Consider the following 18,207-nt stretch of genomic DNA (forward strand, 5'->3'; position numbering starts at 1 on the left):
GGGCCGGCGTCTCGCTGGCCCTTTTCTTTTGGAGTTTCAAACGGTGGGCATCACGATCAGACCGATGGCGGAGGCGGACCGTCCCGCCGTGCTGGCGCTGCTGCTGGAGCTGACCGCCCATGAGGCGGGCCTGAGTCCGGCGCGCGGGACCGGGCCGGAGGTGGCCGCCGCCTGCCTGGCAGATGATCGTGAGAAGGCGGACGAGACCGGGGGTGTGCTGATGGTCGCCGAGAGCGATGGCCGCGTCGTCGGCTATCTCGCGCTGCAGCTTGCCCGGACCGGCCCGTTCGTACACGAGCACCTGCGCGATCACGTCTATATCGAGAATATCGTCGTTGGCGCCGCGGAGCGTGGGACCGGCATCGGTCAGATCCTGCTGGCGGAAGCCGAGCGCTTTGCGCGGGCGACGGGGCGCAAGGTCCTCCATCTCGGTGTGCTGGAGGGMAATGACCTCGCGCTCAGGGCTTATCGCCGCGCAGGCTTCGAGACGGCCTCCGTGGACATGATGAAGGTGCTGGAATGAGCGTGGCCGTGCCGCCGCGGTGATCGGGGACCATGATMGGCATGAAGCTCATTCGCCTTCTCGCGCTCGCTGGGCTTGTCCTCTATCTGACCTTTCTGGCGCTGCTCTATGTCGAGCAGCGCGAGCTTTTGTATCCGCGCGACCCGACACGTGCAGACATCGCTGCGGCCAATCTGCCAGGTGTCGAGGAGACGACGCTAACTGCTGCCGATGGCGAGCGGCTGATCGCCTGGGTGGTGCCGCCGCGCGAGGGCAAGCCGGTGCTGCTGTTCTTCCACGGCAATGCCGGCAATTTCGCGAGATCCGCCCGCCAGGCGCGCTTCCGTGGCCTGACCGAGGACGGGACCGGGCTCTTCGCCGTGAATTATCGCGGCTATGGCGGGTCGAGCGGCGCGCCGTCGGAAGAGGGGCTGCTGCTCGATGCGCGTGCGGCCTATGACGCTGCCGTCTCACGCTTTGGCGCCGATCGGCTGGTTGGCTATGGCGAATCCCTGGGCACCGGTGTTGTGCTCAAGCTTGCAGCGGAGCGCCCGCTCAAGGCCGTGATACTCGAGGCGCCCTATCTGTCGGCAGCTGCAGTGGCGCAACTCGCCTATCCCTTCGCACCAATCGGCTGGCTGATGAAGGATCAGTTCCGGTCGGACGCCGTCATCGGCCGCGTCACCGCGCCACTGCTGGTGTTGCACGGTGGCCGCGATGCCGTCATTCCCTTCGCGCAGGGGCAGGCACTCTACGACATGGCGAACATGCCCAAGCGCTTCGTCCGCTTTTCCAGCGGTGGCCACCAGGACCTGCCGGCGCATGGTTCGCTGCCCGAGATCCGGGGCTTCCTGGCCAATCTGACGAACGGTGCCGTTGCCGGCCAAGAAAGCCGCGCCGTCGAGTAGCGCGGCGGCCTGGCGTTATGGTCAGCGGAAGAGGCTGCCTCCGCCGAGGCGCGCCTGGCCGGCGCGGGCGGTTGCATTGTTGCTGTCCAGGCTCAGGGCGCGCTGATAGTTCTCGGCCGCTTCAGTCTTCTTGCCGAGCTTTTCGCTGGCGAGTCCGCGACCGGCCCAGGCTTCGGCGTTGCGGTTGTCGACATTGAGCGAAGCCGTGAAGTCCTCGATCGCCTGCTCGAACTTTCCGACCGCGATCAGGCTCTGGCCGCGGGCCGTATAGGGCGGGGCGTTATAGGGATTGCGATCGATGACCGAGTCGAAATCGGTGATCGCATGCTGGTGCTGGCCTTCCTTCTGATAGACCAGACCACGGGCATGGAAGGCTTCGGCCGATTCTGGATTCAGGCGGATCGCGGTGTTGAGGTCGGACAGCGCCTGCTGACTGTTGCCCTGCTGGCGCAGCAGGTTGGCACGCCCGATATAGGCCGGGGCATAGTTCGGGTTGGCTGTGGTGGCGCGGTTGAAGTCTGCCATCGCCGCGTCATTGCGGCCGCTCTGGCGCAGCGCCAATGCGCGATTGGTATAGGCCGAGGCGAGGTTCGGGTCGATCTGCACCGCCTTGGTGAAATCGGAGATCGCGTCGGAGTAGCGGCCGGCACGGGCATAGGCCGCGCCGCGGGTGTTATAGGCCTGCGGATCGTTGGGGTTGCGGTTGATGACCTCGCTGAGCGAGCCGATATTCACGCTCGCATTGGCGGATGATTCCGCATCGACTTCAGCAATTGCGCTCTGTGAGCCCAGATTGGAAACGGTGTCGCATCCTGCCAGCGCGACGGCGATGCCGGCTGCAGCCAGCCAGCTCTTGCCTCGAAACATGCTCTGCCTCATCGGTCCCGGTTCTGTGCCTCGACTGCCATGCTCGACCCCGTTGGTCGTCATGACCTGATTGCGCTCCCCAGCCGACAGCGCCCCTTCACGCGAGAACGCCTGCATCCTGCCAAGCTTTGGTTAACGCCGCCGAAAAAGCAACAACGCCCGGAGAGGCTCCAGGCGCTGTTTCGACATGATGCATCCGTGCGAAGCGGCCAAAGCGGCCGCCCTCAGCCGGAGATCAGGGGCGCTTGGGTTTCACCGGCGCGGGCAGAAGGCCCTCGCGCTGCAGCTTCTTGCGGACCAGCTTGCGGGCGCGGCGGACGGCTTCCGCCTTCTCRCGCGCCTTCTTCTCGGARGGCTTCTCGTARTGACCGCGGAGCTTCATCTCMCGGAARATGCCTTCGCGCTGCATCTTTTTCTTGAGGGCGCGAAGAGCCTGATCGACATTGTTGTCGCGAACGAGAACCTGCACGTGATTGTCCGTCTTTAGCGGGTTGGTCAAGATTTCGGGTCCGGCGAAGTTTCTCAACTCGCAGGAAGGGTTGTGCGGATAACAGAATTCAATTCGGCTGTCCACGCCGGAAGAGCCGGAGAACGTGGAGAAATCGCGGGCGGAGACGAGCCGCGGGATTCGTCCGGACAAGCCGGCAGGAATGAGTGCCGACTCCGTAAGGAAGCACGTTATGTGCGGGCCGGCTTCAGCCGCGTGACATGGCCCATCTTGCGGCCGGGGCGGGCATCCCGCTTGCCGTAGAGATGCAGATGCGCGCCCGGCTCTGCCAGGATTTCCCGCCAACGAAGTGCGGCGTCGCCGACAAGGTTTTCCATCTCGACAGTGCCGCGACGGGTGGCCGATCCAAGCGGCAGGCCGCAGACGGCGCGGACATGCTGGTGGAATTGCGAGGTCTCGGCGCCTTCGCTGGTCCAGTGTCCGGAATTGTGCACCCGCGGCGCGATCTCGTTGATGATGACGGTCTCGCTCGCGCCCTCGCCAACCACGAACATCTCGACGGCGAAGACACCGATATAGCCGAGCGCTTCTCCGATCTTGCGCGCCGCCTCGATGGCGCTGGCGGAGGTCCCGGCCGCAACCTGCGCCGGCACATGCGTGAAGGCGAGGATGTGGTCGCGATGCTCGTTCTCGCAAAGATCGAATGCAGCGAAGTCGCCGGCAGTGTTGCGGGCTGCGACGACGGAAACCTCCCGGCTGAAGCTGACGAAGCCTTCGAGGATGGCAGGAAAATGCCCGATGGCCTCATAGGCTTCGGCCAGATCGGTATCAGCCGCGATCTTCACCTGCCCCTTGCCGTCATAGCCGAAGCGGCGCGTCTTCAGGACGCTGGGGCGGCCGAGTTCGGCGACCGCGCGTTCGAGATCGGCCAGCGAATCGACGGCGCGGAACGGCGCAACCGCCAGCCCGAGATCGGCGACGAAGCTCTTCTCGCTCAGCCGGTCCTGCGTCAGGGCCAGGGCGCGCGCGCCGGGATGAAGCGGCGTGCGCGCGGCGAGGAAGGCCGCTGTCGCATGCGGCACATTCTCGAACTCATAGGTGACGAGGTCGACCGCATCGGCAAATCCGGCCAACGCAGCCTCGTCTTCATAGGCGCCGATCGTATGACGGGCGGCGACGTCGAAGGCCGGGCTATCAGCCTCGGGCGCGAAAATATGGGCGCGAATGCCGAGATCGGCGGCGGCGAGCGCAATCATGCGGGCAAGCTGCCCACCGCCGAGGATGCCGAGCATGGCGCCGGGGCCAAGCCCGCGCGGATCGGGCGTGCTCATGCGTCGTCCCTGGGGAATTCGGCGACCGCCCCGCTTTGGCGGCTGCGATAGGCTTCCAGCCGCTCGGCCAGGGGCTCATCGCCCAAGGCGAGCACGGCGGCGGCGAGGAGGCCGGCATTGACCGCCCCGGCCCGGCCGATGGCGAGCGTGCCGACCGGGATGCCCGCCGGCATCTGCACGATCGAGAGCAGGCTGTCCTGGCCGGAAAGGGCCTTGGATTCGACCGGCACTCCGAAGACCGGAAGCGGCGTCAGCGAAGCCGTCATGCCCGGCAGATGCGCGGCCCCGCCGGCGCCCGCGATGATGACCTTGAAGCCCTTCGCCTTGGCTTCCTTCGCGAAGGAGAACATGCGTTCCGGGGTCCGGTGCGCGGACATGATGCGAGCCTCGTGGGCCACGCCGAGCATGTCGAGGACTTCGGCCGCATGACGCATCGTCGCCCAGTCGGACTGGCTGCCCATGATGATGGCGACAGGAGGGCTGGTATCGGCCATGTGCACTCGCTTCCCATGCGAGGGGAGGAAGCGCGCGACTTAAACTGCGGGCAGCCCGGCAGGCAAGCACCGATTCGTCGAAATCATTGTTCTGTGTGCTGTTTTCCGCATCAGGCGATGATGTCCGGCGTCAGCGCGTCTTCGATCTGCGTGATGCGGTCCTTGAGGTAGAGCTTCCGCTTCTTCAGGCGCTGCACCTGGATCTGATTGATCGCGCCCATGCGCTCCAACGCGTCGATGGCGCTGTCGAGGTCGCGATGCTCTTCGCGCAGACGAGCCAGCTCGGCCGTAAAGGCCTCGATCTCCTCAGGGCTCAGCTCGAATCCCATGAAGCCGTCTCATCATTGCCGCGATCCGGGTCGACTATGCTCAGGCGCGGGCGGCCCGGCAAGAGCGCAGTGTCGCTTCGCGCAGGGATAGCGCGTGCCATTCGCGCCCTGCGGGAAGGAGAGACCCAGGATCACGGAAACTCATGGTGCAGTGCACTGCTGCCCCAGAGACTTGAAGCCGGCTCTGTGTCAGACTCCCCCCGTCAATCGCTCATCAGGAGAATCCAGATGTCGCTGCAGACCCACCTCGCCGAGCTCGAGCGCAAGCATCGTCAGCTTGAGGAAGCCATCGCCCAAGCCGCGGCGCGCCCCTCTTCCGATACGCTGAGTGTGTCCGAGTTGAAGCGGAAGAAGCTGCTGCTGAAGGAAGAGATCGAGCGCGTCAGAATGACGATGCCGCAGCCGACGCTGCATTGAACGGGATAACGGGGCAGCCATCGCCCGTCGAATAGGATGGTTTTGATCGAGCCGGTCCCAGGAGGGGCCGGCTTTCTCGTTGAATGGACATGCAGGACTGGAAGCCGCGCCTGGCACTACAGGGCCCTTGCCATCTCGCGCAGCTTGAATTTCTGGATCTTGCCGGTCGAGGTCTTGGGGATCTCGGTGAAGACCACCGTCTTGGGGCATTTGAACGAGGCCAGAAGCCCGCGGCAGAAGGCGATGATCTCCGCCTCGGTCGCATTCTTCCCCGGCATGAGTTCGACGAAGGCGCAGGGCGTCTCACCCCATTTCTCGTCCGGCCTGGCGACAACCGCAGCCGATTGCACCGAGGGATGCTTGTAGAGCGCATCCTCGACCTCGATCGAGGAGATGTTCTCGCCGCCGGAGATGATGATGTCCTTGGAGCGGTCCTTGAGCTGGATATAGCCGTCGGCATAACGCACGCCGAGGTCGCCGGAATGGAACCAGCCACCGGCAAAGGCAGCTTCGGTCGCCTTCGGATTCTTGAGGTAGCCCTTCATCACGACATTGCCGCGGAACATCACCTCGCCGAGTGTCTGACCATCGCGGGGAACCGGCTGCATGGTTTCCGGGTCGAGTACATCGAGGGCTTCCAGAGCGGGGTAGCGCACGCCCTGGCGTGCTTTCAGCACGGCCTGGTCCGCAGCTTCCAAGGCGTCCCAGTCGCGCTGCCACTCATTCACGACTGAGGGACCATAGGTCTCGGTCAGGCCGTAGAGATGCGTCACCTCGAACCCAGCCTGCTTCATCGCGGCAAGCACGGCTTCTGGCGGCGGGGCGGCGGCGGTGAGGAAGGAGACCTTCTGCGAGAAGGGGCGGCGTTCCTCCGCCGGGGCGTTGAGCAGCGTCGACATCACGATGGGTGCGCCGCAGAGATGGGTGACGCCATGATCCGCCAGCGCCGCGTACAGCGCCTTGGCGCGGACCTGGCGCAGGCAGACATGGGTGCCGGCGAGGATCGAGATCGACCAGGGGAAGCACCAGCCATTGCAGTGGAACATCGGCAGCGTCCAGAGATAGACGGGATGACGACCCATGCCGCAGGTCACAATATTCGAGGTCGCGAGCAGATTGGCGCCGCGGTGATGATAAACCACCCCCTTGGGGTCGCCGGTGGTGCCCGATGTGTAGTTCAGCGAGATCGCGTCCCATTCGTCGCCGGGTAACGTCCAGGCGAAATCCTGGTCGCCGGTCACGAGAAAGTCCTCGTATTCGACGCTGCCAAGCCGCTCGCCGCTGCCGTCATAGACCGGGTCGTCATAGTCGATGACCAGCGGCTTGACCTTGCAGAGTTCCAGTGCCGCCTGGACTGTGCTCGAGAATTCGCGGTCCGCGATCAGCACCTTGGCTTCGCCATGGTCGAGCGAGAACGCGATGATGGCGGCGTCGAGCCGCGTGTTCAACGTGTTGAGCACACCGCCGGTCATTGGCACGCCGTAGTGACATTCGAGCATGGCGGGCGTGTTCGGCAGCATGGCTGCGACGGTATCGCCCCTGCGGATGCCGTGCTTCGCCAGCGCGGATGCAAGCCTGCGCGAGCGTGCGTAGAATTCGGCATAGGTCCGGCGCAACGGGCCGTGGATGATCGCAACATGGTCGGGAAAGACGGCGGCGGCACGCTCGAGGAAGGTCAGCGGCGTCAGCGGCTGGAAGTTGGCCGGGTTGCGGTCGAGGTCGATGTCATAGGGCGAGGTCTTCATCGGGGCGCCTTCTTCCGTCGCGTCGCCTTCGGATCTAGCCGGTCCCGCGCTCTCCCGTAATCCATCCCTTTTTCCGATGCGGCGCAATCGACGCAGCTGGACTCGTGGGTCAGGGATGGAGGCGCAACGCCAGGAACCCGTCGATGATCAGCTTGCTGCCGACAGCAATCAGCAGCCAGTAGATGATGGTGTAGAAGCGTTCCGCCGGCACGCGGCGCACCAGCCAGACACCGGCAACGGTCGCGAGGATCGCGACCGGAAACAGTGCCGCCGACGCGGCGAGGTTCTCGCGGGTGAACTGGCCGAGCGCGATATAGGGGCCGACTTTCATGAGATTGAGCAGCGCGAAGAAGATCGCGCCGGTGCCAACGAAGGTCGGCGGCGAGAGCCGCTGCGGCATGACGTAGATCTGAAAGGGAGGGCCGCCGGCATGGGCGATCATGCTGGTGAAACCGCAAACCGCGCCCCAGAAGCTGCCGGGCCCGAACGCGGGCTTCGTGACCGGCGACTGCGCCTTGCGGTCGGCGAAGAGCCGACGGCCTGCGAAGGCAACCGAGATGATGCCGACCGAAAGGCCAACCGCGGCATCGGAAACCCGCGATGCCAAGACATAACCCGCAAGCACGCCGAGAAGAGCACCCGGCAGCATCGTCGCGAGGTTGCGTTTGTCGAACTCACGGCGATAGGCCCAGACGCTCACCATGTCCTGGACGATCAGGATGGGCAGCATGATCGCGGCCGCCTGGACCGGCGGGAGCACGAGCGCCATCAGCGGCAGCGAGAGCAGCCCCAGGCCCGAGAAGCCACCCTTGGCGAGCCCGACCAGGATGACGGCAGGCACCATCGCGGCGAGATAGGCTGGGTCGAAGCTCATGGCTGTCCGGGGGGGCGAGGGCGGGAGCGGTCGTGCGCGGATGCGTAGCTAAAGTCTGACGGCGGCGTGCTTGCGCAGGCGGGGGAGAGTGAGCACGATCCCGCGCAAAATCGCCCGACCCGCTTGCCGGGTCTAGGCCAGAACCAGGCGAAGAGGAACGCGTCCGATGAATGCCACGCATGCAAGCCACTATCGCGAAACCTATGCGCGCTGGCAGGCGGATCCGATCGGCTTCTGGCGCGAGGCGGCAGGCGAGATCGAATGGATCAAGCCGCCGCAGGCGATCTTCGATGCCGAAGCCGGTGTCTATGGACGCTGGTTCCCGGATGCGAGCTGCAATACCTGCTTCAATGCGCTCGACCGGCATGTGCGTGACGGGCGGGGCGAGCAGACGGCGCTGATCTATGACAGCCCCGTCACCGGAACCAAGGCGAGCTACAGCTATCGTGATCTGCTCGGCGAGGTCGCGACGCTTGCGGCTGTCCTGCAGGATCTGGGCGTCGGCAAKGGCGACCGCGTCATCATCTACATGCCGATGATCCCGGAGGCAGCCTTTGCCATGCTGGCCTGCGCCCGGATCGGGGCGGTGCATTCGGTGGTGTTCGGCGGCTTCGCCGCCAAGGAACTGGCGACGCGCATCGATGACGCCAGGCCAAAGGTCATCCTGACCGCGACATGCGGCATCGAGCCGACACGCATCGTCGAATACAAGCCGCTGCTCGACGGCGCGATCGCGCTCGCCGCCCACAAGCCGGAAACCTGCATCGTGCTGCAGCGTCCCCAGGCGGACGCCTCCATGCATGTCACGCGCGACCGGAACTGGCGGGCGCTGGTCGCCTCGGCCAAGGCCGCGGGACGCAAGGCCGATTGCGTCGAGGTCGCCGCCACGGACCCGCTCTATGTGCTCTACACCTCGGGCACGACGGGTCGGCCCAAGGGAGTGGTCCGTGACAACGGCGGCCATATGGTCGCGCTGAAATGGACTATGGAGAACCTCTACGGCGTGAAGCCGGGCGAGGTCTTCTTTACCGCGTCCGATGTCGGATGGGTCGTCGGCCATAGCTATATCGTTTATGGCCCGCTGCTGCATGGCGCGACCTCGGTGCTCTATGAGGGCAAGCCGGTCGGCACGCCTGATCCCGGCGCGTTCTGGCGCGTCATTTCCGAACACAAGGCGGTGGCGATGTTCACCGCACCGACGGCGTTTCGCGCGATCCGCAAGGAGGATCCGCAGGCAACCCATCTCGCACGCTACGACCTGTCGCAGTTCCGCACGCTCTTCCTCGCCGGAGAACGGGCCGATCCCGATACGTTGAAATGGGCCGAGGACGTGCTGAAGGTTCCGGTCATCGACCATTGGTGGCAGACCGAGAGCGGCTCCTGCATRGTCGGCAACCCGGTCGGGCTGGAGCTCCTGCCGGTGAAGCATGGATCGCCGACCGTGCCGCTGCCGGGCTATGACGTGCAGTGCCTCGACGAGACCGGAAAACCCGTATCGGCCGGCACGATGGGGGCGATCGTGGTCAAGCTGCCGCTGCCGCCCGGCGCCTTGCCGACGCTGTGGCAGGACGACGAGCGGTTCCGCCAATCCTATCTCACGGCCTTCCCGGGCTATTACAACACCTCGGATGCCGGCTTCATCGACGAGGACGGCTACGTCTTCATCATGGGCCGCACCGACGATATCATCAACGTCGCCGGCCATCGGCTCTCGACCGGTGGCATGGAGGAGGTGCTTGCCTCGCATCCGGCGGTGGCGGAATGCGCCGTGGTTGGTATCAGGGATGCTCTGAAGGGCGAGCAGCCCTGCGGGTTCGTCGTGCTGAAATCGGGCGTGACGCAAAGCCCGGCCGAGGTCGAGAAGGAGCTGGTTGCGCTGGTGCGCGACAAGATCGGCCCGGTTGCTGCCTTCAAGCTCGCGGTGACCGTGGCACGCCTGCCGAAGACACGCTCCGGCAAGATCCTGCGCGCGACGATGAAGAAGATCGCCGATGGCGAGGAATATGCCGTACCGGCGACGATCGACGATCCTGTCGTGCTCGACGAGATMGGCGAGGTCCTCAAGGCGAGAGGCGTTGGCTAGTCCGAGGGCGAGACAGGATTGCCTGGCTCGCGATGACGCGGCTCAGATCCCGATCGTCGCGCCATTCCAGCGCAGCAGTCGTTCGCCGACATCGAGCGCCATCAGATCCTCGCCAACAATCAGCGGGCCGGCATAACCTGCCGTCCTGATCTCGCGGGCAAGCCGGGAGGTGTCGGCGCCGGGCGGTACCAGATGCGTCAGCGCGAGCATGCCTGCGCCGGCCTGCGTCGCCAGTTTCGCCACCACGGCGGGGGTCATGTGATAGGCCTGTACGGCCGCCACGGTCTCGGCCGAGCGAATACCGGCGACGACAGGCATCTCACTGTCGATGAAGACCTCGCAGACCAGCAGATCGCAATTCTGCGCGGCGCGTTCGAGCGACGGTGTCAGGCGCGTGTCGCCCGAGAAGACAAGGCTGCTGCCTGCCAGCGAAATCGCGAGTCCGAAAGCGGGCTCGACAGGCCGGTGATCAACCAGGAAGGCGTCGATCGCGAGTTCGCCCAGCCCGGAGACGATGCCTTCGCGCAGCTCCTCGAACTGCACATCGAGCCCCGTGGCGTCGGGCCGCTTCTCGAAGGCAATGCGCAAGGCGCGTTCGCGGGCAAAGCCCTCGTATTGCGCGCGCATATTGGCAAGTGCGGGGGCAGGGGCCAGCACACGCCAGGGGCGGGCGCGGCCCTGATGCCAGGATGAGACCACAAGTTGGTAGAAATCGACCAGATGGTCGGAATGCTCATGCGTGACGATGAGCAGGTCGATATCGGTGCCGCGATGGCCGGCGGCGACCAGGCGCTGGCTCACGCCCGAGCCGCAATCGATCAGGATCTTGCGTCCGGCCCCCTGGACGAGATGGGACGGGCCGGCCCGGCGCAGGCTGACCGGCGGCGCGCCCGTGCCGAGAAAGGTGAAGGCAAGATCGGATGCCAAGGCCATTCTCCGCGACAGGCAGGCCGCTCGGTCGTCAGCGACCTCAGATCTCGTCGTCCTCGTCGGCCGGACGCTTGAGCTGCTTCAGCTTGGCGAAGACGGAATCGACGTCGATCGCCGCTTCCTCCTCGCGCTTCGGCTTGCTCATATCAGCGAAAGGCTGGCTCGCATGGACCGGCTCCCGCGCGGTGGTCTCCTCGGCCGGGAGCAAGGTCGAGCCTGCCTCCGCAAGGGCGGCCGGGCGATCCTTGGCCGCACGACCGACCTCGAAGTCGAGATCGATCTGCGAGCTGAGCCCGAGGCTGACCGGGTCGACCGGCGTCAGGGTCTGCGCGTTCCAGTGGGTGCGGTCGCGGATCTGGGCGATGGTCGATTTCGTYGTGCCGATCAGGCGGATGATCTGCGCGTCCTTGAGCTCGGGATGGTTGCGCAGCAGCCAGAGGATCGCGTTCGGGCGGTCCTGGCGCTTGGAAACCGGAGTGTAGCGCGGCCCCTTGGCGCGCTTGATCTCCGGCACCTTCACCTTGCGCTCGGCAAGCCGGAGATGGTGGTTCGGGTTCTTGGCGGCGCGCTCGAGCTCCTCACGGGTGAGCTGACCAGAGGTGATCGGGTCGAGGCCCTTGATGCCGGCGGCGACTTCGCCATCGGCGATGCCGCGAACTTCGAGCGGGTGGAGTTTGCAGAACTCGGCGATCTGCTCGAAGGTCAGCGACGTGTTTTCCACGAGCCAGACCGCAGTGGCTTTCGGCATCAGCGGGGGTTGTGACACGGCATCGTCTCCTGGATCTCGAAGGCCGGCGGCTTACGCCGGATCAGGGTCGCGGACAAAAGCTCTCATGCGCCGACCGGCCTCCTCGGCCGGCCATCCAAATCATCAGCGATGAGCAGGATGCGGGCGTTATATGCAAAGCCATGAAGGCTGTCCAAGAAAAAGCGCGGAAGGCGCCGGTGGCTCAGACAGCCCTATGATCGATGACAGCGCCGGCCGGCAAGGCGAGCACTGATATCGCGGCTGCGGGTCACATCGTCAGGACGATCTTGCCGATATGGGCGTTGCTCTCCATCAGGCGATGCCCGGCCGCGGCCTCTGCCAAGGGGAAGGTCGCATGGATCATGGGTTTGCAGCGGCCCTGGGCCAGCAGGGGCCAGACCTTGGCCTCCAGCTCGGCGGCGATGGCTGCCTTCTCGGCGATGGTGCGCGGGCGCAGTGTCGAGCCGGTATGGGTCAGGCGCTTCATCATCAGCCGACGGAAATCGACCTCCGCCTTGGGGCCGTTCAGAAAGGCGATCTGGACGATCCGGCCGCTCTCGGCCGCTGCCTCGTAATTGCGGGAAATGTAGTCGCCGCCGACCATATCCAGGATCAGGTCGATGCCGTGCCCGCCGGTGGCCTCCTTCGCGGCGCTGACGAAATCCTGCTCCCGGTAGTTGATCGCGACATCGRCACCGAGTTCGCGGCAGGCCGCGCATTTCTCATCCGAGCCCGCGGTTGCGATGACCGTCGCGCCAAAGGCCTTTGCGAGCTGGATCGCCGTGGTGCCGATGCCCGAGCTGCCGCCATGGACCATGAAGCTCTCGCCGCTCTTTAACCGGCCACGCTGGAAGACGTTGGTCCAGACGGTGAAATAGGTCTCGGGAATCGCGGCCGCCTCGATCAGCGACAGCCCGGCGGGGACTGGCAGGGCATTGCTCTCGTGGACGCTTGCATATTGGGCATAGCCGCCGCCGGCGACGAGCCCGCAGACCCGGTCTCCCAAYGCGAAGCGGCCGACGCCATCGCCGACCGCCACGACCCTGCCCGCGATCTCGAGGCCGGGGATATCCGAGGCGCCGGGCGGGGGAGCGTAGCCGCCGAGCCGCTGCAGGACATCGGGCCGGTTGATGCCGGCGGCCGCAACTTCGACGAGAACCTCGCCTGCGGCCGGTTTCGGCACGGGCCGTGTTTCAGGACGCAACACGTCAGGGCCGCCGGGGGCCGCAAAGCCGATGGCGGTCATCGTCTCGGGAAGGATTGGCATCACGTCTGGTTGTCCCTCTTTGGTCATGAGGCGTCCGCATCTGACGCCTGCTTCGCAGAGATAGTGGCCTTGCGGCGGCGAGCCGGCTAGTCTCCGCCGTCGCGTTTCGAAAATGAGGCAGCCATGTCGATATTTTCAGAGGATGACCGCCCCGCGCCGCAACCCATTCACCAGATCGGGCAGGATCTTGCGATGCTGTCGCTCGCGGAGATCGATCAACGCATCGAGGCGCTCAAGACCGAGATCGCGCGCCTGATGGAGATCAGGGCCAAAAAGGATGCTTCGCGCTCGGCTGCGGATGCCTTTTTCCGCAAGATAGGCTGAGGCAGGGGCTCGCGGCACGAATAGCTCAGGCTTCGTCGTGCCAGGATTCCATAAGCGCGCATCGACCGGGCCGACTGGCGCGGGACGAGGGCAATCGTCGCCCGATCCTGCCGTTTCCTTGCGCAAATATGCTCGCGCGGCGGCGTTCTTAACCGCTCCTTAACGATTCCAAAGTATGAATCCGATCATCCAGTTTCTCTGGATGTCGAGTGGCTCCTGCCCACTCTGTTTGACGCCTCCCTGTTGACCTTCGAGCCGCCTTCGGGGCGGCTCTTTTTTGGCCTTCATGGCGTGTTAAGGTTAACAACATCTTACCAGAGTCTCGACAATGCAACGGCGCTATTCTTGCCGTTGTGACGGTATCAATCCGTGGCGCGTCCCAGACGCACACGCCTTTGTGCCGATTGGAGACGTCGCGATGACCGATATGACGCTGCTGAAGTCCGGGCCGGATGAAGGCGCACTTTCCTTTGCAAGGGGCTTCGTCAAATCGGACGGCTTCATGCTGCTGTTTCGCGAGGGCATGGCGCTGGTCGAGCTGACGGCGAGCTACCTCGATGGCGACGGCCGCGCCGAGTCGGCGGCACTCCCGCGCGATGTTGCGCTGACCTATGCGACCGAAAGCATGCGCCTGACGACGCGGCTGATGCAGATCGCCTCCTGGCTCCTGGTGCAGCGCGCCGTGGCCGAAGGAGAGATGACCGCAGAGCAGGCTCGGCTGGAGAAGAACAAAGTCAAGATCGCCGAGCCGATGCTGTCGCCGGTGCAGGAAGAGGCGATGCGCCTGCCGCAGAGGCTGCGCGATCTGATTGCCCACTCCATCCGTCTGCAGGACCGCATCCGCCACCTCGAAGGGCTGATGTCCGGTTCAGACGTGTTCGAGGTCACTCCGAACCCCGTCCAGAGCCAGATCCGCAGCCTGCAATCGCGGCTCGCCCTGCTCAACTGAGCCTGATGCGCGGGGCTCGCGACCGCGACCAATCGCCGCCCGACACGCAAAAAGCCCGGCCGCTAGGCCGGGCTTTTGTGTTTGCAGGCTGCGTCGATCGGGGACGATCGACGGCCGAATTACTTCTTGCCGAGCGCGCTGAGGGCGCCGAAGCGCGAATTGAAGCGCGAGACGCGGCCGCCGCGGTCCATCAGCTGCTGGGTGCCGCCGGTCCAGGCCGGGTGGGTCTTCGGGTCGATGTCGAGATTGAGGGTGTCCCCCTCCTTGCCGAGCGTCGAACGCGTGAAGTATTCGGTGCCATCGGTCATGACGACCTTGATGGTGTGGTAGTCGGGATGGATGCCGGTMTTCATGGCGAAATCCTCAATCGTAAGCGGGCACGGTCGATAACCAGGCTAGCTGGCCGGCCCGTCGAACAATTCGTATGAGCCTGTCGTGAAGTCGCCAGCGCAATAGCGCAGGCGAAGCGACAGCGCAAGCATGACAGGACAGTGAAGCGTGGCCGAAGATAACGAAGACCAGAAAAAGACGCGCCCCGATTTCCATTCTCTCTCCTCCTTCTGGCCCTATGCGCTGGCGCAGAAGGGGCGGATCGCGCTGGCCATCCTCGCACTGATCGTCGCCTCGGGCGCGACTCTGGTGCTGCCGCTCGCGGTCCGTCGCGTCATCGATGTCGGGTTCTCCGGCGGCGATCAGGCGCTCGCCCACAATTATTTCATGCTGCTGATCGGGGTCGTCGCCGTGCTGGCACTGGCGAGCTCGGCGCGATTCTATCTGGTGATGACGATCGGCGAGCGCATCGTTTCCAGCCTGCGCGCCGATGTCTTCACCCATCTGACCCGGCTCGAGCCCGCATTCTTCGATTCGAGCCGCGCCGGCGACCTCGTCTCGCGCCTTACGGCGGATACGACGCAGATCAAATCGGCCTTCGGTTCGGCTGCCTCGATCGCATTGCGCAATGGCATCATGTTTCTCGGTGCCCTGGCGCTCATGGTCGTGACGAGCCCCCAGCTTTCGGCCATCGTCATCGCCGCGATCCCGCTGATCGTGCTGCCGCTGGTCTTCTCCGGACGCTCGGTCCGGCGCCGGGCGCGGGCGGCGCAGGATCGTCTGGCCGATGCCTCGGCCTTCGCCTCGGAGGCGGTCGGTGCGATCCGCACCATGCAATCCTTCGGGGCCGAGCGGCAGACGGCCCGGGCCTTCGAGAGTGCCTCGAACGATGCCTATGCGGCCTCGCGCTCCGCGACGCGCTCGCGTGCCATCCTCTCAGGCGTCGCGATCTTCCTGGTCAGCGCCAGCGTGGTCTGCGTGCTCTGGGTCGGCGCGATGGATGTCTTTGCCGGCCGGATGACTGGCGGCAGGCTCTCGCAATTCGTGCTCTACGCGGTGCTGGCTGCGAGTTCGCTCGGACAGCTCTCGGAGGTTTATGGCGAGATTTCGGCCGCCACCGGTGCCGCCGGGCGCCTCGGCGAAATCCTCGCGACCAAACCGGCGATCACCKCTCCTGTGCATCCAAAGCCGATGCCCGAGCCATCGCTCGGTGAACTCGCCTTCGAACGCGTCTCCTTCTCCTATCCTGGGCGGACGGTCCTGGCGCTGCACGAGATGTCCTTCAGCGTCCGCCCGGGCGAGCGCATTGCCCTGGTTGGCCCATCCGGTGCCGGCAAGAGCACGGTGCTGCAGCTTGCGCTGCGCTTCTTTGATCCGGCGGAAGGCCGCATCATGGTCGACGGCGTCGCCGGGACCGACGCCGATCCGGAAGCCTGGCGGCAGCGCTTCGCGCTGGTGCCGCAGGAACCGACCGTGTTCGGTGTCTCGGTGCGGGAAAATATCGCCTATGGCCGCCCCGGTGCGAGCCGCGAGGAGGTCGAGGAAGCCGCCCGCCTGGCCGCAGCCGACGGCTTCATCCGTGCTCTGCCGCAGGGTTACGACACTGTCGTCGGCGAGCGTGGCGTCACGCTCTCGGGCGGCCAGCGCCAGCGTCTGGCGATCGCCCGGGCGGTGCTGAAAGATGCGCCGATMCTGCTGTTGGACGAGGCCACCTCCGCGCTCGATTCGGAAAGCGAACGCGCGGTCCAGGATGCGCTTGACCGGCTGATGCAGGGCCGCACCACGCTGGTGGTCGCCCATAGGCTCGCCACCATCCTTTCTGCCGATCGCATCCTGGTTCTGGACGAGGGCCAGGTGGTGGAGGAGGGCACCCACGCGGAGCTCAAGGCGAGAGGTGGGCTCTATGCCAGGCTGGCTGCCCTGCAATTCGGGCTGGAGGCGGCGTAGCCGAGCGCCCCGGGCGCAATCTGGGCCGATGCCCAGCAATCCCGGTTTTGCGACCCGATGACGGCGGCCACGCCGTCATCGTACCCGGGCTCTTTGCTTTGTCCTCCTGCATGGCGGCGGGAGCTCGCGCCTCAATCGGATCGCCTCAAGGTCGGAGCGCTCCACGCAAGCCGCGTCGCGGGATTCAAGCGAGGCATCGCACGGCACGAGTAGAGGCTCCGTCTTGCGAGGTGAAACGGCTGGCTCTCGGAGATGTCCGGCTGTTCGCGCCGATCAAACGCGTCAGGGAATTGTAACGCCCTTGTCATTCCTGCAGGGCGCGGATTCACTATTCCTGCAGTTCGACAAGACATCGGCTCCGTCTGTGACGCAAATTGCGCAGCAGTTCCGGAACCCGTACGCTCCGCTCGTTGATGGGGTGCACGCCATTCGCGAAGGCGCAAGCGTGAAGCGTTTTCACATCATCCTTGTCGCGTCAGTGCTAGCCCTGGTCGGCGCAGTCCTTCCGATCGCCGTGATGCTCCATATTTCCTGGACGCTTGCCGTCCGCGCCGAGCAGGCCCGGCTGGAGCTGTTTGCCAAGCGGGTGATCGTGCGCGCGGAGACGRCCTTCGCCGGGGCGAGCGAGGCCCTCCGGACCATCGCCGGCACTCCGTATGAGCCTTGCACCGAGGAGCATATTGCCGCGATGCGCAGGCTCGCGATCAACAACCGCTCGATCGACGAGGTTGGGTATTTTCGCGACGGAATCCTGAAATGTACATCCTGGGGTCAGACGGCTGACAGGATTGCCCACTCTCCCGGCGACTACGTGACGGCAGACGGCATCGAGGTCATCGTCAGGATGATGCCGATGGTGAGCGGCGGCGATGCCAGGATGGCGCTGCACCACGGGGACTACAATGTCCTGATCGACCCGGTGCGCCTGGTTGACGTGATCGTCGACCCCGGCATCAAGATCGCCGTCGGCAACGAACAGGGCGTGCTGATCGGTGCCCTGAACGATCCAGATCCCGGGGTGCTGCGCGAGCTGCTCGCCAATCCGCGCACGGGCATGGATGATCACAACATCTTTGCAGCAGCCCGCGCTCAAGGCTGGGTCGCAGTGGCGGCCCAGTCGCGCGAGAGCCTGTTGAGGCCCCTCCGGCGGGAACGAATGCTGCTTCTGCCGGTCGGGGCCTTCATCGCGGCCTTCATCGTCGGCATCATCATCTGGCTGTCCCGAAAGCGCCTGTCTCCGTTGGGGGAGTTGACGATCGCGGTGCGCAACCGCGAATTCATCGTGCATTATCAGCCGATCATCGAGCTCGAGACCGGCATCTGCGTCGGTGCCGAGGCCCTCGTGCGTTGGCGGCGCCCCGATGGCTCCCTGGTGCAGCCGGATCTCTTTGTTCCGCTTGCGGAAGAAAGCGGGCTGATCATGCCGATCACCGATCAGATCATCGACGTGGTGATCCTCGATATGAAGGCGCTGCTGGTGACCGACCGGTCCTTGCACATCGCGGTCAATCTCTGTGCGGACGATATCAAGACCGGGCGGATTCTGTCGTTCATCCAGACCGCGCTCGCGCCGACGGGCATAAGGCCGCAGCAGATCTGGCTCGAGGCGACCGAGCGCGGCTTCATCGATATCAATCCGGCGCGGGAGACGATCATTCAGGCCCGCAAGCTCGGTCATTCCGTGGCGATCGACGATTTCGGGACGGGTTATTCG

Annotated in this window: 19 protein-coding genes; 8 read left to right on the forward strand and 11 right to left on the reverse strand. The window is 65.2% G+C overall.

Annotated features, from left to right (window positions below; translation table 11 throughout):
* The first annotated feature begins 43 nt into the window (after positions 1-43).
* Both AC1DJT_RS10930 and AC1DJT_RS10935 read left to right on the forward strand, forming a co-directional pair.
* Complete coding sequence (locus AC1DJT_RS10930) at positions 44-523, forward strand: N-acetyltransferase family protein (protein ID WP_476769470.1); 480 nt, start codon at positions 44-46, stop codon at positions 521-523.
* A 41-nt stretch (positions 524-564) separates the two neighbouring features.
* Entirely contained in the window at positions 565-1,410 is an 846-nt protein-coding gene (locus AC1DJT_RS10935; RefSeq protein WP_441488185.1) for an alpha/beta hydrolase, read from the forward strand.
* A gap of 21 nt (positions 1,411-1,431) precedes the next feature.
* On the opposite strand, the gene AC1DJT_RS10940 is transcribed toward AC1DJT_RS10935, so the two are convergent.
* From AC1DJT_RS10940 to AC1DJT_RS10960, 5 genes are all read right to left on the reverse strand, one after another.
* Positions 1,432-2,277, reverse strand: a complete 846-nt coding sequence (locus tag AC1DJT_RS10940; protein ID WP_244523454.1) for a tetratricopeptide repeat protein — start codon at positions 2,275-2,277, stop codon at positions 1,432-1,434.
* Positions 2,278-2,512: 235 nt separating this feature from the next.
* Complete coding sequence (rpsU, locus tag AC1DJT_RS10945; RefSeq protein ID WP_038359685.1) at positions 2,513-2,746, reverse strand: 30S ribosomal protein S21; 234 nt, start codon at positions 2,744-2,746, stop codon at positions 2,513-2,515.
* A 209-nt stretch (positions 2,747-2,955) separates the two neighbouring features.
* On the reverse strand, positions 2,956-4,056 hold the full coding sequence (locus AC1DJT_RS10950) for a 5-(carboxyamino)imidazole ribonucleotide synthase (RefSeq protein WP_441488186.1): 1,101 nt from the start codon (positions 4,054-4,056) through the stop codon (positions 2,956-2,958).
* Entirely contained in the window at positions 4,053-4,550 is a 498-nt protein-coding gene (gene purE / locus AC1DJT_RS10955) for a 5-(carboxyamino)imidazole ribonucleotide mutase (RefSeq protein WP_441506984.1), read from the reverse strand. The genes AC1DJT_RS10950 and purE overlap by 4 nt, the downstream gene beginning before the upstream one ends.
* Positions 4,551-4,660: 110 nt before the next feature.
* The gene (locus AC1DJT_RS10960; protein ID WP_043238474.1) at positions 4,661-4,879 is read right to left on the reverse strand and encodes a YdcH family protein; all 219 of its coding nucleotides are present in this window, start codon (positions 4,877-4,879) and stop codon (positions 4,661-4,663) included.
* A 228-nt stretch (positions 4,880-5,107) separates the two neighbouring features.
* Here AC1DJT_RS10960 and AC1DJT_RS10965 point away from each other — a divergent pair, with 228 nt between their 5' ends.
* Complete coding sequence (locus tag AC1DJT_RS10965) at positions 5,108-5,296, forward strand: DUF465 domain-containing protein (RefSeq protein WP_043238472.1); 189 nt, start codon at positions 5,108-5,110, stop codon at positions 5,294-5,296.
* 116 nt (positions 5,297-5,412) lie between these two features.
* Here the strand turns inward: AC1DJT_RS10965 and AC1DJT_RS10970 are convergent, their stop codons facing one another.
* Positions 5,413-7,041, reverse strand: a complete 1,629-nt coding sequence (locus tag AC1DJT_RS10970; protein ID WP_441506985.1) for an acyl-CoA synthetase — start codon at positions 7,039-7,041, stop codon at positions 5,413-5,415.
* A gap of 109 nt (positions 7,042-7,150) precedes the next feature.
* Entirely contained in the window at positions 7,151-7,915 is a 765-nt protein-coding gene (locus AC1DJT_RS10975; protein ID WP_441488189.1) for a sulfite exporter TauE/SafE family protein, read from the reverse strand.
* 166 nt (positions 7,916-8,081) lie between these two features.
* On the opposite strand from AC1DJT_RS10975, the gene AC1DJT_RS10980 reads away from it, so the two are divergent.
* On the forward strand, positions 8,082-9,998 hold the full coding sequence (locus AC1DJT_RS10980; RefSeq protein ID WP_476834055.1) for a propionyl-CoA synthetase: 1,917 nt from the start codon (positions 8,082-8,084) through the stop codon (positions 9,996-9,998).
* Positions 9,999-10,040: 42 nt separating this feature from the next.
* Here the strand turns inward: AC1DJT_RS10980 and AC1DJT_RS10985 are convergent, their stop codons facing one another.
* The 3 genes from AC1DJT_RS10985 to AC1DJT_RS10995 all read right to left on the reverse strand — a co-directional run bounded on the left by AC1DJT_RS10985 (position 10,041) and on the right by AC1DJT_RS10995 (position 12,946).
* Positions 10,041-10,925 carry an MBL fold metallo-hydrolase gene (locus tag AC1DJT_RS10985; protein WP_441506987.1) on the reverse strand — a complete coding sequence of 295 codons (885 nt, stop codon included), beginning with the start codon at positions 10,923-10,925 and terminating at the stop codon, positions 10,041-10,043.
* A 43-nt stretch (positions 10,926-10,968) separates the two neighbouring features.
* Positions 10,969-11,694 carry a DUF1013 domain-containing protein gene (locus AC1DJT_RS10990; RefSeq protein WP_441488192.1) on the reverse strand — a complete coding sequence of 242 codons (726 nt, stop codon included), beginning with the start codon at positions 11,692-11,694 and terminating at the stop codon, positions 10,969-10,971.
* A gap of 250 nt (positions 11,695-11,944) precedes the next feature.
* Positions 11,945-12,946 (reverse strand): NAD(P)H-quinone oxidoreductase, encoded by a 1,002-nt coding sequence (locus AC1DJT_RS10995; protein WP_476834056.1) that lies wholly within the window; start codon positions 12,944-12,946, stop codon positions 11,945-11,947.
* A gap of 120 nt (positions 12,947-13,066) precedes the next feature.
* On the opposite strand from AC1DJT_RS10995, the gene AC1DJT_RS11000 reads away from it, so the two are divergent.
* Both AC1DJT_RS11000 and rcdA read left to right on the forward strand, forming a co-directional pair.
* A complete protein-coding gene (locus AC1DJT_RS11000) occupies positions 13,067-13,267 on the forward strand; it encodes a DUF1192 domain-containing protein (protein ID WP_069879389.1) in 201 nt (66 codons plus the stop codon).
* A 418-nt stretch (positions 13,268-13,685) separates the two neighbouring features.
* The gene (gene rcdA / locus AC1DJT_RS11005) at positions 13,686-14,216 is read left to right on the forward strand and encodes a protease adaptor protein RcdA (protein ID WP_113513280.1); all 531 of its coding nucleotides are present in this window, start codon (positions 13,686-13,688) and stop codon (positions 14,214-14,216) included.
* A 119-nt stretch (positions 14,217-14,335) separates the two neighbouring features.
* On the opposite strand, the gene rpmE is transcribed toward rcdA, so the two are convergent.
* Positions 14,336-14,569 carry a 50S ribosomal protein L31 gene (rpmE, locus tag AC1DJT_RS11010; RefSeq protein WP_476834057.1) on the reverse strand — a complete coding sequence of 78 codons (234 nt, stop codon included), beginning with the start codon at positions 14,567-14,569 and terminating at the stop codon, positions 14,336-14,338.
* Between the two features lie 145 nt (positions 14,570-14,714).
* Between rpmE and AC1DJT_RS11015 the strand changes: the two genes are divergently transcribed.
* Positions 14,715-16,493 carry an ABC transporter transmembrane domain-containing protein gene (locus AC1DJT_RS11015; RefSeq protein WP_476834058.1) on the forward strand — a complete coding sequence of 593 codons (1,779 nt, stop codon included), beginning with the start codon at positions 14,715-14,717 and terminating at the stop codon, positions 16,491-16,493.
* A 445-nt stretch (positions 16,494-16,938) separates the two neighbouring features.
* Positions 16,939-18,207: EAL domain-containing protein (locus AC1DJT_RS11020; RefSeq protein ID WP_476834059.1), on the forward strand; the 1,269-nt coding region annotated here is incomplete at its 3' end.

This window comes from Allobosea sp. 05T422_2 (assembly GCF_056396265.1).

Coding starts and splice junctions, on each gene's coding strand:
- AC1DJT_RS10935 (WP_441488185.1), top strand. CDS start 565: ATGAAGCTCATTCGCCTTCTCGCGCTCGCTGGGCTTGTCCTCTATCTG.
- AC1DJT_RS10940 (WP_244523454.1), bottom strand. CDS start 2,277: ATGTTTCGAGGCAAGAGCTGGCTGGCTGCAGCCGGCATCGCCGTCGCG.
- AC1DJT_RS10950 (WP_441488186.1), bottom strand. CDS start 4,056: ATGAGCACGCCCGATCCGCGCGGGCTTGGCCCCGGCGCCATGCTCGGC.
- purE (WP_441506984.1), bottom strand. CDS start 4,550: ATGGCCGATACCAGCCCTCCTGTCGCCATCATCATGGGCAGCCAGTCC.
- AC1DJT_RS10960 (WP_043238474.1), bottom strand. CDS start 4,879: ATGGGATTCGAGCTGAGCCCTGAGGAGATCGAGGCCTTTACGGCCGAG.
- AC1DJT_RS10965 (WP_043238472.1), top strand. CDS start 5,108: ATGTCGCTGCAGACCCACCTCGCCGAGCTCGAGCGCAAGCATCGTCAG.
- AC1DJT_RS10970 (WP_441506985.1), bottom strand. CDS start 7,041: ATGAAGACCTCGCCCTATGACATCGACCTCGACCGCAACCCGGCCAAC.
- AC1DJT_RS10975 (WP_441488189.1), bottom strand. CDS start 7,915: ATGAGCTTCGACCCAGCCTATCTCGCCGCGATGGTGCCTGCCGTCATC.
- AC1DJT_RS11000 (WP_069879389.1), top strand. CDS start 13,067: ATGTCGATATTTTCAGAGGATGACCGCCCCGCGCCGCAACCCATTCAC.
- rcdA (WP_113513280.1), top strand. CDS start 13,686: ATGACCGATATGACGCTGCTGAAGTCCGGGCCGGATGAAGGCGCACTT.